The following is a 13,483-nucleotide window of genomic DNA, read 5'->3' as shown; positions in this document are numbered from 1 at the left end:
TTGCGGCGATGCCGAACGACGAGAAGCTCGTGGAGTACCTGAAGTGGGTCACCGCCGACCTGCACCAGACCCGGCAGCGGCTGGAGAAGGCGGAGAACGACCGGCACGAACCGGTGGCGATCGTCGGCATCGCCTGCCGGTTCCCCGGCGACGTCCGCTCGCCCGAGGACCTGTGGGACCTGGTGTCCTCGGGCCGGGACGCCGTCTCCGGCTTCCCCACCGACCGGGGCTGGGACCTGGGCACGCTCGCCGGCGGCGACAGCGCCACTCTGCAGGGCGGATTCCTGTACGACGCGGCCGAGTTCGACCCCGGCTTTTTCGGCATCTCCCCGCGTGAGGCGCTGGCCATGGACCCGCAGCAGCGGCTGCTGCTGCAGACCTCGTGGGAGGCGATCGAACGCGCCGGGATCGACCCGGTGACGCTGCGCGGCAGCCGGACCGGCGTGTTCGTCGGCACCAACGGCCAGGACTACGGCCATGTGCTGATCGCCTCGCGGGAGGACATCGAGGGCCACGCCGGCATGGGCACGGCGGCCAGCGTGATCTCCGGCCGGGTCTCCTACACGCTCGGCCTGGAAGGCCCATCGCTCACCCTCGACACCGCCTGCTCCTCCTCGCTGGTCGCCCTGCACTTGGCGGCGCAGGCGCTGCGGGGTGGCGAGTGCTCCCTCGCCCTCGCAGGCGGCGTCACCGTCATGACGACGGCGTCGAACTTCGCCGGGTTCACCCGCCAGGGCGGCCTCGCGGCCGACGGCCGCTGCAAGGCGTTCTCCGACGACGCCGACGGCACCGGCTGGTCCGAGGGCATCGGCGTGCTGCTCGTCGAGAAGCTGTCCGACGCCCGCCGCAACGGCCACCCCGTGCTCGCCGTGGTCGCGGGCAGCGCCGTCAACCAGGACGGCGCCTCCAACGGGCTGTCCGCGCCCAACGGCCCCGCCCAGCGCGAGGTGATCCGCGCCGCGCTCGCCTCCGGCGGCCTCACCCCGTCCGACGTGGACGCAGTCGAGGCGCACGGCACCGGCACGACACTCGGCGACCCCATCGAGGCACAGGCGCTGATCACCGCCTACGGACAGGACCGTGAGCCGCCGCTGCGGCTGGGCGCGATCAAGTCGAACATCGGTCACACCCAGGCCGCCGCCGGCGTCGCCGGGGTGATCAAGACGGTGATGGCGCTGCGCCACTGCGAACTGCCGCCCACCCTGCATGTCACCGAGCCGACCTCGCAAGTCGACTGGACGGCCGGGAACGTCGAACTGCTCACCTCCGCCGTGCCGTGGCCGCCCACGGAGAAGCCGCGCCGGGCCGGTGTGTCGTCGTTCGGCGTCAGCGGCACCAACGCGCACGTGATCATCCAGGAGGCGCCGGTCGAGGAAGCATCGGCTGAGGAGGCATCGGCTGAGGTGGGGCCGGCTGAGGAAGCGTTCGCGGCCGGTGAGCGCCCGGCCGCCTCTGCGGTCCCCTCCCCGGTCCCGTGGCTGGTCTCCGCCAAGTCCGACACCGCCCTGAACTCACGTGTGGAGCAGGCGCAACAGCTTTCCGGCGACCCCGTCGGCGCTGTCGATATCGGGTACTCCCTGCTGACCACCCGCTCCACCTCCTTCGAGCACCGAGCCGTACTCCTCGACGGCGACGTCCTCGCCCGGGGCACGGTCACCCGCCGCCCGCTCGCCGTGCTGTTCTCCGGCCAGGGTGCCCAACGCCTGGGCATGGGACGCGAGTTGTACGACCGCTTCCGGGTGTTCCGCACCGCCCTCGACGAGGTGCTCGCGCTCCTGGACGCCGGGCTGCGCGACGTGATCTGGGGCGACGACGAGGAGGCCCTGAACCGCACCGGCAACACCCAGCCCGCACTCTTCGCCCTCGAAGTCGCCCTCTACCGCCTGCTGGAGTCCTACGGCGTCAAGCCCGACCACCTCGCCGGGCACTCGATCGGCGAGATCGCCGCCGCGCACGTAGCCGGAGTCCTCACATTGAAGGACGCGGCGACGCTGGTCACCGCCCGAGCCCGCCTGATGCAGGCGCTGCCCGCCGGCGGTGCCATGGTGTCGGTCACGGCCACCGAGGCCGACGTCCTCCCGCACCTCACCGCGAACGTCTCCGTCGCCGCCGTCAACGGCCCCGACTCCGTCGTGATCGCCGGCGACGAGAGCGAGGTCCTGCGGATCGCCGACCGCTGGGAGCACAAGCGGCTGCGCGTCAGCCACGCCTTCCACTCGCCGTTGATGGAGCCGATGCTCGACGAGTTCCGCAACTCCCTCAAGGACCTCGCCTTCCACACGCCGCGTCTGCCCATCGCCACGACCGGCGACGTCACCTCGCCCGAGTACTGGGTGCGGCACGTACGGGACGCGGTGCGGTTCGCCGACCACGTCGCCGCGATCGGCGACGCCACCTTCGTCGAGGTCGGCCCCGTCGGCGTGCTCTCCGCACTCGTCGACGGCTGTGTGCCCCTGCTGCGCCGGGACCGGCCCGAGGAGACCGCCCTCGTCACCGCGCTCGCTCGGCTCCACACGGCCGGCGCGAAGGTCGACTGGTCTTCGTTCTACGCCGGTGGCCGCCGGGTCGACCTGCCCACCTACCCGTTCGACCGGCACCGGTTCTGGCCGCAGTCCACCATGGCGCCGGGCGGCCCGTACGCCGGACCGCAGCAGGCCCACCGACCCGCGCTCCACAAGGTCGACTGGGTCACCGCCCCGCTGGACGGGGTGCCCGTGGCCACTGCCCGCTGGGCCGTGGTCGGCACCGACGAGTTCGATGTGGCCCACGTCCTCTACAGCGCGGGCCAGACCGTCACCGGCTACGGCGAGACCCTGGCCGACGCCGCGGGCCAGGCCGCCGCGCCGGACGTGTTCGTCGTGTCGGTGTCAGGTGACGAGACGCCCGGCAGCGTGCGGGACACGACGACCCGGGTCCTGACGGTGCTTCAGGAGAGCCTTGGGTACGAGAGCGCCCGCGTGGTGTTCGTCAGCCGGGGCGCGGCAACCGGCGAGGACCTGGCCGCCGCCGCGGCGTGGGGCCTGGTGCGCACCGCACAGGCGGAGCACCCCGGCCGGTTCACCCTGGTCGACCTCGACGCGTCGGACGTGTCGATCGCCACGGTCGTACGGCTGGTGTCGTGGGACGAGCCCCAGGCGCTGGTCCGCGACGGCGTCGTCAAGGTCGCCCGCCTCGCCGAACCGCCCACCACCACGCCGTCCACCCCCGCCTGGAACCCCGAGGGCACGGTCCTGATCACCGGCGGCACCGGCGGCCTGGGTGCCGCACTCGCCCGCCACCTCGTCGCCCGCCACGGCATACGGCACCTGCTGCTCGCCGGCCGCCGCGGCCCCGACGCGCCCGGCGCGGGCGAACTGCGCGCCGAACTCGAGGCGCGGGGCGCCTCGGTCACCATCGTCGCCGCCGACGTCTCCACCGAGGAGGGCGTCGCGGAACTGTTCGCCGCCGTGCCCGCCGCCCACCCGCTGACCGGTGTCGTGCACACCGCCGGCGTGCTGGACGACGGCCTCGTCGACACCCTCACCCCGGCACGCCTCGACGCGGTGCTGCGCCCCAAGGCCGACGGTGCCTGGCATCTGCACCGGGCCACCCGGGGCCTGGACCTCGCGGTGTTCGCGCTGTACTCGTCGGTCGCGAACGTCATGGGCGCCGCCGGGCAGGGCAACTACGCCGCCGCCAACGCCTACCTGGACGCCCTCGCCGTCCGTCGCCGGGCCGAGGGTCTGCCCGCCGTGTCGCTGGCGTGGGGTCCCTGGGCGCAGGACAGCGGTATGACGAGCGCGCTGAGCGAGGCCGCCATGGACCGCATCGCGCGCTCCGGGATGCCGCCCCTCGCGGCGGAGCAGGGCCTCGCCCTGTTCGACGCGGCGCTCGCCCGCGACGAGGCACTGCTCGTGCCGATGTACGTCAACCCGGCCGGCCAGCGGGCCCACGGCCCCGTCGCCCCGCTGCTGCGCGGCCTCCTCACCGACGCGCCCGCCGCGGTGCCCGCCGAGAAGGCCGCGGTCACCGTCCTGGACCGGCTGCGCGGTGCCGGCCCCGAGGCCCGCGAGACCATGCTCCGCGACCTTGTCGTGGGCACCTCGGCGGCGCTGCTCGGCCACCCTGATCCGAGCGCCGTCGACCCGGAGAAGGACTTCCTGGAGCTGGGCTTCGACTCGCTCATCGCCGTCGAACTCCGCAACCAGCTGGGCGAACTGCTGGGCGGACGCAAGCTGGCGGGCTCCATCGTCTTCGACAACAAGACCCCGGCGAACCTCGCCCGGACCCTGCTCGCCGACCTCGGCACGCTCCATGGCCCGGCCGCGGCCTCCGCCGGTACCGGCGCGGCCGTCGACCCGTCCGACACCGTGTTCGGGCTGTTCATGGAGTCGGTGTCGACCGGCAAGGTGCTGCAGGGCCTGAGCCTGCTCAAGGCCGTGGCGAACCTGCGCCCGATGTTCGAGACCCCGGCCGAACTGGAAGACCTGCCCACGGCGGTGACCCTCGCCCATGGCCCGGCGCTGCCCAAGCTGATCTGCATCAGCGCGCCCGGCGCGACCGCCGGCGTCCACATGTACGCCCGCCTCGCGGCGCACCTGCGCGGCAAACGGCAGGTGTCGGCGCTGCCGCTGATCGGCTTCGAGCCGGGCGAACCGCTGCCCAGGGACACCGCGGCCGCCGTGCGCTGGGTCGCCGAGAGCGTGCTGCACGCCAGCGACGGTGAACCGTTCTGCCTGGTCGGGCACTCCTCCGGCGGCACCCTGGCCTACCTCGCCGCGGCCGTGCTGGAGGAGACGTGGGGCATCGCCCCCGAAGCCGTGATCATGCTCGACACGCTCAGCCTCAACTACGACACCAACGAGGGCCTCGACTTCGACTCGGTCACCACCAACTACTTCACCACCATGGACTCGCCCGCGGTGAACCTGAACAGTGCGCGCCTGTCGGCGATGGCCCACTGGTTCGTCCGCATCACCGACACCGGCCTGCACCCCACCGTGCCGAAGCTGCTCGTGCGGTGCGGCCGGGAGGTGGACGGCACGGAGTTCACGACCACCGGCCAGGAGGTGTCCGTACCCGCGGACGAGATCCGCATCGTGCCCACCGACCACATGGCCATGGTCAAGGAGGACGCCGCCCTGACCGCCGGCGTGATCGAGGACTGGCTCACCACCCTGGCCACCGACCGGCCCTAGCCACCCCCACCAGCGGGACCCAGCCATTCCCACCAGTCGGAAGGAACCCATGTCCACCGCGCAGCAACCGCCCCTGATCGGGGTCGAACAGCCCTCGATCCTCGCCTTCAGCGACATCCGCCTGCGTCTGCAGGAACAGGCCCCCGTGTGCCGCATCCTCACGCCCGCCGGCGACGAGGGGTGGCTGGTGACCCGCCACGCCGAGGTCAAGGCGCTGCTGCAGGACCACCGCCTCGGCCGCTCGCGAAAGGATCCGCAGAACGCGCCCCGGTTCTTCCGCAACCCGATGCTGGACATGCTCGTCACCAGCGACGACGTGGAGACCGAGCGGCGCGCCCACGAGAACAAGCGCGTCCTGTACACCAAGAGCTTCGCCGCCCGGAAGGTCCTCGACCGCCGCTCCCGCGTCGAGGTGATCGCGCATGCCACGCTCGACGGGATCATCGCCGCCGGCCCGACCGCGGACCTGCACGAGTCCTACTCGATGGAGTACTCCCAGCAGGCGCTGTGCGACATGGTCGGCGTCCCCGCCGAGGACCGCCGGCGGCTGCTCGCCATGATGGACACCGTCGGCGACACCGACCGGCAGCACGCCGAGTCCGGCATGGACGCCCTGTTCGGCTACGCCGCCGAGCTCGGCGCCAAACGCCGTGACGAACCCGGCGACGACGTGATCTCCCGCTTCATCGACTCCGGCCTCACCGACGAGGAGATCGGACTGCACGCGGTCACGCTGCTGTTCACCGGCCTGTCCGGGCTCGCCTCCCACCTCGACTTCGGGGTGCTGCTGTTCCTGCGCAACCCCGACCAGCTCGCCCTCGCCATGGCCGACCCGAACGTCATGGTCCGGGCGGTCGACGAGGTCATGCGCGCCACGATCGGCAGCCCCGTGCTGCCCCGGTACGCGAGCGAGGACATCGAGATCGGCGGGGTCACCATCGCCGAGGGCGACCTGGTGATGCTCGACTTCTCGCTGGCCAACCACGACGCCCGCGCCTTCGAGGAGCCGTCCCGCTTCGACGTCACCCGCACGCCCAACCCACACTTCACGTTCGGGCACGGCATGCGGCACTGCACGGGCGCGCCGCTGGTGCGCATCATCCTGGCCGTCGCCTACACCGCGCTGTTCTCCCGCCTGCCCTCGCTGCGCCTCGCGGTGCCGGAGGCGGAACTGGAGTCCCACCCCGGCGGCCGGCTGGCCGGCGGCCTGGCGAGGTTCCCCGTCACCTGGTGACCCGCACGAAGAGCGGCCCCCGCCCGAGGGCGGGGGCCGCTTCGATGCTCGGAAGCGGTCGGGAGCGGGTCACTCGTGCACGGTGATCGCCTGAGCCGGACAGACCGACCTGGCCATCCGCGCCGAACGCTCCTCCTGCCCCTGCGGCTCCTCCTGCAGGAGGGCGACGAACCCGTCGTCGTCCTGGTCGAACACCTCGGGCGCGGTCAGCACACACTGCGCCGCCCCGATGCACTTGTCGGTGTCCACACTGATGCGCGTCATGATCTTTCCTCCGGGAAAGGGTGGTGAAGGGGAGCTACCACCGCACCGGCAGTGCGTGGAGTCCGAAGAGCACCCCGTCGTACTTGAACGGCAGTTCCTCCGGCGGAACCGCGATCCGCAGGGTCGGGATGCGGGCGAACAGCTTCTGGTAGGCGACCTCCAGCTCCAGACGCACCAGGTTCTGCCCCAGGCACTGGTGGACGCCGTAGCCGAACGCCACATGCCCCTGCGCGGACCGGGACGGGTCGAACACATGCGGGTGGTCGAAGGCCGCGGGGTCGTGGTTGGCGCCGGCCACCAGCGGTACGACGCCCTCGCCGGCCCGCAGCAGTCGGCCGCCGATCTCGATGTCCTCCACCACCACGCGCAGCGCCACCAGGTCGGCGACCGAGTGGAAGCGCAGCAGTTCCTCGATCGTGCGCTCGTCTGCGATCCACCGAGGGTCGTTCAGCAGAGTGACCGCACCGAGGGCGATGTTGTTCGCCGTCGTCTCGTGACCGGCGATCAGCAGCAGCATGGCGACCCCGGAGAGCTCCTGCGGGGACAGCAGCCCGCCCTCGACCAGCTTGCTGATCAGGTCGTCGCCGGGCCGCTTGGTCTTGATCGCGATCAGCCGGTTCAGATAGCGCAGCAGCTGCTGCGAGGCGTTGTCGCGTTCCTCGTCGGTCGAGTTGATGGTGACCAGGACCTTCGTCCTGGTCTCGAAGAAGCCGCGGTCCACGTTGGGCACACCCAGCAGCGACGCGATCACCAGCGAGGGCACCGACAGCGCGAAGTCCTCGACGAGGTCGGCGGTGTCGCCCCGGGCGAGCATCTGGTCGATGCTGTGGTCGACGATCTCCTCGACGACCGGCCGCAGCGCGCGGATGCGGCGCACTGTGAACTCGGGGATCAGCGCCTTGCGGAACTTGGTGTGGTCCGGCGGGTCGAGCGCCACGAACCAGCCCGGCACCTCGTCGGCGGTGGGCACGCCCCCGGTGCGCGACGGGCGGGGAAAGCCCGGGTGCGCGGGGTTGGCGCTGATGCGCGGATCGGTGAGGATCTGGCGCACCTCCTCGTGCCGGGTCACCAGCCACACCGTGTCGCCCGAGGGCAGCGCGGCCTTCACCAGGCCGGGCCGCTGCCGGAACTCCGTGTACTCGGGGGGCGGGAACGGGGCGCCGGGGCGGCGCAGCACGAACGGGACGATCTCGTCCTCGGCGTCGGCCTCGGCGCCGGCCGTGGGGGAGGAGGTCATGACGACACCTCGTAGAACGCGCGGACCTGCGCCACGATGAACTCCTGCTCTTTCTCGGCCAGTTCGGTGTGCGTTGGCAGATACAGGCCGTCATCGGCGAAGCGGTTCGCGTTCAGCGTCGGCCAGACCGGGTCCAGATAGCCGGGCTGGCGGCTCATGGGCTTGAAGAAAAGGCGGGTCTCGATGCCCTGGTGGGCGAGGAACTCCCTCAGTTCCTCCCGGCGTTCGGCGCGCAGGTCGTACATCCACAGCACGTCCCGCTCCGGCATCAGGGTGATGCCGTCGATGCCGCGCAGTCCCTCGTCGTAGCGCTTCTCGATCCCTGCCCGGGTGGCCAGGATCTCGTCCAGCCGCTCGGTCTGGGCCAGCGCCACGGCCGCCTGGAGGTTGGTCATACGAAAGTTGTAGGCGAGCTTCTTGTGCAGGAAGCTGTGGTCCCGGGTGAAGGCCATGCCGCGCAGATGCGCCATCTGACGGGCCAGATGGGGGTCGTTCGTCAGGCAGATGCCGCCCTCGCCCGCCGAGATGATCTTGTTGGCGAACAGGGAGAACGCGGCTATGTCACCGGTCGGCGGGATGCCGTGCGCCTCCGCGGAGTCCTCCACGACGCGCAGGTTGTACTCGTAGGCCAGCTCCAGGATCGCGTCCATGTCGCAGCGCCGGCCGTAGATGTGCACCGGCATGATCACCTTGGTGCGCGGGGTGATCTTCTCCTCGATCCGCGTCACGTCGATGTTGAGGTCGTCGGCGCAGTCCACGAACACCGGCGTCGCGCCCGTGTACGTGACCGCCCACGCGGACGCGATCATCGTGAACTCCGGCACGATCACCTCGTCGCCGGGACCGACCCCGAGTGCGCGCAGCGCGAGCGTCAGCGCGGTCGTCCCCGAGGAGCAGGCCACCCCGTGGGCCACCCCGTTGTAGGCGGCGAAGGCATCCTCGAAGCGGGGCACGAAAGGCCCTTGCGAGGAGATCCAGCCGCTGGTGACCGCCTGGGTGACGTAGTCGAGCTCGTTGCCCTTCAGCGAAGGCATCGACACGGGATACGTGAAGCTCATCGACTCACTTCCGAAGACAGCGCGGGCAGGTCCAGGATCAGGTCGCCGGCGGCACTCCGGCCGCCGGCGGCCTGTTGCAGCGCGGCCAGACGCCGAGCGTTCTCGGTGAACGCGGGGTCGTCGAGCACGCGGGTCAGCTTGTCGAGCACGTCGTCGGGGTCGACGGTGTGCGGCTTCGACAGCGTGAGCCCCACGCCGAAGCTCTCGGCCCGCACGGCCTGGTCGTAGCAGTCGACCCACAGCGGACGGGACACCATCGGCTTGCCGAAGTGGATGCTCTCCGTGTACGCGTTGCCGCCGGCGTGGGTGAAGAACACCTTCACGTTCGGGTGCGCCAGCACGTCCAGCTGCGACGGCACCCAGGTCTCGACCCGCAGGTTCCCCGGCAGGTCCGCGGGCAGATGGGCCTGTTGGTCGCGCGGCAGCTTCCACAGCACCGCGTGCCGGCCCTCCAGCCGCCTGGCCACCTCCACGAACGCCCGCACCTGCCCGGCCGTGAGCCGGGTGATCGTGCCGAAGCCCATGTAGACCACGGACCCCTGCGCGTCGAGCCAGGCGGACAGCTCGCCGGGCGGGCACTGCGGCAGCGGCGGCACCAGCGCGCCGACCGTGCGCAGCTTCGCAGGGATGTCGAAGGCGTAGTCCATCTCCGGAATCGAGTAGCACAGCACCAGCTCCGACCGCTCCACGCGGCAGAACTGGCCGTACGCCTCAGGGGCGATGCCCAGCTCCGCCCGCACCCGCGCGTCGACCGCGTTGCGCTCCTTGTTGAACCTCCCGAACGCCATGGCCAGCGTCCGCCACTGGAACAGCCTGTTCTGCCACCGCTGCGGGAGCGACATGTCGGCGGGCAGGCCCGAGTGCGGCACCGGGAAGCCCTTGGGGGTGTGCGAGGGCCCGATCGGCACGGCCGAGGTCAGCAGGTTCGACGGCACGAACGGGTCGCTGAGCACGAACGGGATCCCCTTGGAGATGGCGAGCTCCCAGCCGAACTGGCACATGCTCTCCACGACCATCAGGGCCGGCCGGAGCTTCTCCACGGCCTCCTCCAGCGCCCGGTACTTGGGCACCCGCAGCGCGGGCCGGTCGGTCTGCTCGATCACGGCGCGCCGCGCCTTGAAGCGCGACCGCTGCGTCACCGCCGCGTACGTCTCGTCGTCCCAGGTCACCGAGGACATCTCGGAGACGACCTCGCCCAGGGAGAAGAACTCGACGGGGGAACCGACCGCCGTCGCCGCGACATCCTCGCGCGCCTTGTCGTCGGTGGCGAACCACAGGTCGGCGACGCCACGACGGGACAGTTCCTCCGCGAGCACCAACATCGGGTTCAACAGGCCGCTCTCGGGCAGGCTGACGAACAGGATCGGCCGCTGACTCATGGCTGTACCCTTCAGGCGGCATGACGGGATCTGGTACCGCGGGATCTGGCGTGGCGGAATCTGCTGGTGGCGCCGAGCCTGCCCGACGCCGTGTGCCGGTGTCGCCGGGTGCGGGCCATGTCGAGGTGAAGCCCTAGAGTTGCCGCCCGCCCGATGTCCAGGTGATGCCCTAGAACCTCTGTGCTGCGCTTTCGGCACCCCGTCCGCGGCCGCGATGATGAGCACGCGGGCCATGGGCCCTTCTGACGGATCTCCGTAGCAGCGGAAGCGGCGTCCGGTGCGGGCTCTCGCGGTGCGGTGAGAGCACCTGACGGGCATCGCGACGCCGCGCGGACCTCGTCGGAAGGGCCCCAGGTGAGAGGTGCAGCGACATGACCGGCACGGACCGGCGCGCCGAGGCGGGGTGCACGGGACTGATCGAACGCGACGCCCAGTGGGCCGGCCTCACCACGCTGCTGTCGGACGCCGTCGCCGGATCGGGTCGGGTCGCTCTCGTGACGGGCCCGGTGGCTTGCGGTAGGACCGAGCTGCTGTACCGGTTCGGCGAGCGCTGCGGCGAACGGTTCGTGTCCGCCACCTGCTCGGCCCTCGAACGCGACCTGCCCTTCGGCGTAGCCGGGCAGCTCCTGCACGCGCTCGGCGCGTCTGCCCAGGTCAGGGACCTGCTCGACGCGGCGACCCGGACCGTGGGGCCCGCGACCGCCCACCAACTGCACACGCTGTGCCTGGCGTTGCTCGACCTCGCCGCGGACAGCCCACTGGTGATCGCCGTCGACGACGTACAGCACGCGGACCCGCAGTCCCTGCACTGGCTGCTCTCGCTCATCCGCCGCCTCGGCCGGGCCGGCATCCTGCTGCTCCTCACCCGCACGGAGAGCCCCGGCACCGCCCACTGCCCGCTGCACACCGAGCTGTCACGGCACCCGCACTGCCATGAGATCGGCGTGGCGCCCCTGTCGGAGGCGGGCATGGCCGACCTGTTCGGCGGCGCCGAGGCGGGCCGCGAGGCCATGGCGCTCACCGGGGGGAACCCGCTGCTGGCCCGGTCCCTGCTCGCCGACCGGCGGACGGCCGGGCCGGACGCGGACGGTGTGCCGGCACCCGGCCCCGGGTTCCGCCGGGCCCTCGTCAGCGGTGTCCACCGCTGCGAGCCGTACGTCGTGGCGGTCGCCCGCGCGCTCGCCGTCACCGGCGCCCACGCCACCGTGGAGCGGCTGGGCCGCCTCGCCGGCCTCGATGTCGAGGCGGTGCGCTCGGCGCTCGACCTCCTGGCCGGCGCCGGGCTGCTGGCCGACGGCCGCTTCCGCACCGACGCCGCCCGCATCGCCGTACTCGACGACATGCCCGCCGACGAACGCGGCCGGACCCACCGGACCGCCGCCCTGCTGCTGCACGACGAGGGAGCGCCCGCGACCGAGGTGGCGCCCTACCTGCTGCGCGCCGACGGGGCCGACAGGACCGACGAGAGCTGGGCTGTACCGGTGTTCGAGGAGGCCGCCGAGCACGCTCTGCGCGAGGAACGGATCGACACGGCGCTGCGCTGCCTCGAACGCGCGCACCGCGCCTGCCCCGAGGCACACCGGCAGGCGGCGATCACAGCGAAGCTGGTGCGCGTGGAGTCGCGTAGCAACCCGGCCGCCGCGGGCCGCCGGCTCACCACCGTCACCGACGCGATGCGCGCCGGGCGGCTGTCCGACCGCGATGTGCGCTCCCTGGTGCCGCCCCTGCTGTGGCACGGGCGCGTCGACGAGGCGGCCGAGGCGATGGAACGGCTGCGGCGCGCCCGCCACCAGCCGGGCGCCGCCGACCGGACCACCGAGCTGTGGCTGGCCTGCACCCACCCGCCGCTCGCCCGCCGCACCCGGCCACCCGCCGAGACCGACCGCGACAGCGGACCGGCTGGCCGTACCACCGGCCCGGCACTCAGGGCCGTGAGGGCGCTGACGACCGTCCTCACCCAGGGACCCGACGAACACGCCGTCACCGACGCCGAGTACGTTCTGCAGGTCGCGCGGCCGAGCGACGGCATGTCCTGGGGGCCCCAGACGGCACTGCCCGCGCTCCACGCCCTCGTGCACGCCGGCCGCCTCGACCTCGCCCGGTCCTGGTGCGACAGACTCCTCGACGACGCCCGGGCCAGGGACCTCGCCGTGGCACAGGCGCTCTACGCCGGGGTACGCGGCGACATCGCCCTGCGCGAGGGCGACCTCGCCGGGGCTCACGCCCACGCCCGTGACGCGCTCACCCTCATGCCCCCGGGCGGCTGGGGAGTCGCGGTCGGCGTCCCGCTGGGCGTCCTCGTCGAGACGGCGACCAAGCAGGGCAGACACGAGGAGGCCGCTGCCCACCTCACCAGGCCCGTGCCCGACGCCATGTTCCGCAGCCGCTACGGGCTGCCCTACCTGCACGCCCGCGGCCACCACTACCTGGCCACCGACCGGCACTACGCCGCGCTCGCGGACTTCCTCTCGTGCGGCGAGCTGATGACCGAGTGGGGCATCGACCAGTCAGTGCTCGTGCCGTGGCGGACCAGTGCCGCCGAGGCGTGGCTGCGGCACGGCAAGAACCGCGACGAGGCCAGACGGCTTGTCAACGAACAGCTCGCCCGGCTCGGCCCGGAGACCTCGCGCACCCGCGGCGTGGCCCTGCGTCTGCTCGCGGCGACCACCGCGCCCCAGCACCGGCCCCGGCTGCTCGGCGAGGCCGTCGCCGTCTTGGAGGAGTGCGGCGACCAGTACGAACTCGCCCGCACACTGGGCGACTTGAGCAACGCGCACCAGTCGCTGCGCGAGCACCGGCGGGCCTGGAGCGTCGCCCGGCGCGCCTGGCACGTGGCGAACGTGTGCGACGCGACGGCGCTGCGCGACGAACTCCTGCCCAGTCGGCGCGGGACTGACGACGAGTCTCCCGAAGAACAGCCGCCGGCCGACCCGATCTCCCGGCTCACCGACGCGGAGAGGCGGGTGGCGGCGCTCGCCGCGGTCGGCCTCACCAACCGGGAGATCGCCGGCAAGCTGTTCATCACCCCGAGCACCATCGAGCAGCACCTCACCCGGGTCTACCGCAAGCTCAACGTGAAGTACCGCAAGGACCTGCCGACCGGCCTGCACAGCCATCTGCCGGACACGGCCTGA

The 13,483-nt window shown here is 72.2% G+C and carries 7 protein-coding genes; 3 read left to right on the top strand and 4 right to left on the bottom strand.

From position 1 onward, the window contains the following. The first annotated feature begins 8 nt into the window (after positions 1-8). Together JEK78_RS00530 and JEK78_RS00525 are read left to right on the top strand one after the other, a co-directional pair. Entirely contained in the window at positions 9-5,177 is a 5,169-nt protein-coding gene (locus JEK78_RS00530; protein ID WP_200262108.1) for a type I polyketide synthase, read from the top strand. Positions 5,178-5,226: 49 nt separating this feature from the next. Further along, positions 5,227-6,411, top strand: coding sequence for a cytochrome P450 (locus JEK78_RS00525; RefSeq protein ID WP_242483213.1), 1,185 nt, complete (start codon positions 5,227-5,229; stop codon positions 6,409-6,411). Positions 6,412-6,480: 69 nt separating this feature from the next. On the opposite strand, the gene JEK78_RS00520 is transcribed toward JEK78_RS00525, so the two are convergent. Genes JEK78_RS00520 through JEK78_RS00505 form a run of 4 tightly spaced genes read right to left on the bottom strand, consistent with a single transcriptional unit; the run spans position 6,481 to position 10,349 of the window. Beyond that, complete coding sequence (locus tag JEK78_RS00520; RefSeq protein WP_200262107.1) at positions 6,481-6,675, bottom strand: ferredoxin; 195 nt, start codon at positions 6,673-6,675, stop codon at positions 6,481-6,483. 34 nt (positions 6,676-6,709) lie between these two features. Next, the gene (locus JEK78_RS00515; protein ID WP_200262106.1) at positions 6,710-7,912 is read right to left on the bottom strand and encodes a cytochrome P450; all 1,203 of its coding nucleotides are present in this window, start codon (positions 7,910-7,912) and stop codon (positions 6,710-6,712) included. Continuing rightward, entirely contained in the window at positions 7,909-8,970 is a 1,062-nt protein-coding gene (locus tag JEK78_RS00510; RefSeq protein ID WP_200262105.1) for a DegT/DnrJ/EryC1/StrS family aminotransferase, read from the bottom strand. Before JEK78_RS00510 ends, JEK78_RS00515 begins: the two co-directional genes overlap by 4 nt. Beyond that, a complete protein-coding gene (locus JEK78_RS00505) occupies positions 8,967-10,349 on the bottom strand; it encodes a glycosyltransferase (protein ID WP_200262104.1) in 1,383 nt (460 codons plus the stop codon). The genes JEK78_RS00510 and JEK78_RS00505 overlap by 4 nt, the downstream gene beginning before the upstream one ends. Before the next feature lie 371 nt (positions 10,350-10,720). On the opposite strand from JEK78_RS00505, the gene JEK78_RS00500 reads away from it, so the two are divergent. Then, positions 10,721-13,483 (top strand): LuxR family transcriptional regulator, encoded by a 2,763-nt coding sequence (locus JEK78_RS00500; RefSeq protein WP_200262103.1) that lies wholly within the window; start codon positions 10,721-10,723, stop codon positions 13,481-13,483.

The sequence above is a fragment of the Streptomyces sp. HSG2 genome, from assembly GCF_016598575.1.
In the GTDB taxonomy this organism is placed as follows: Bacteria; Actinomycetota; Actinomycetes; order Streptomycetales; family Streptomycetaceae; genus Streptomyces.
The sequence above is the reverse complement of the archived record's forward strand: the minus strand, read 5'-3'. Positions and strand labels throughout refer to the sequence as shown.

What these genes read in the sequence shown, in the direction of transcription:
- JEK78_RS00530 (WP_200262108.1), top strand. Translation starts at nt 9, where the DNA reads ATGCCGAACGACGAGAAGCTCGTGGAGTACCTGAAGTGGGTCACCGCC.
- JEK78_RS00525 (WP_242483213.1), top strand. Translation starts at nt 5,227, where the DNA reads ATGTCCACCGCGCAGCAACCGCCCCTGATCGGGGTCGAACAGCCCTCG.
- JEK78_RS00520 (WP_200262107.1), bottom strand. Translation starts at nt 6,675, where the DNA reads ATGACGCGCATCAGTGTGGACACCGACAAGTGCATCGGGGCGGCGCAG.
- JEK78_RS00515 (WP_200262106.1), bottom strand. Translation starts at nt 7,912, where the DNA reads ATGACCTCCTCCCCCACGGCCGGCGCCGAGGCCGACGCCGAGGACGAG.
- JEK78_RS00510 (WP_200262105.1), bottom strand. Translation starts at nt 8,970, where the DNA reads ATGAGCTTCACGTATCCCGTGTCGATGCCTTCGCTGAAGGGCAACGAG.
- JEK78_RS00505 (WP_200262104.1), bottom strand. Translation starts at nt 10,349, where the DNA reads ATGAGTCAGCGGCCGATCCTGTTCGTCAGCCTGCCCGAGAGCGGCCTG.
- JEK78_RS00500 (WP_200262103.1), top strand. Translation starts at nt 10,721, where the DNA reads ATGACCGGCACGGACCGGCGCGCCGAGGCGGGGTGCACGGGACTGATC.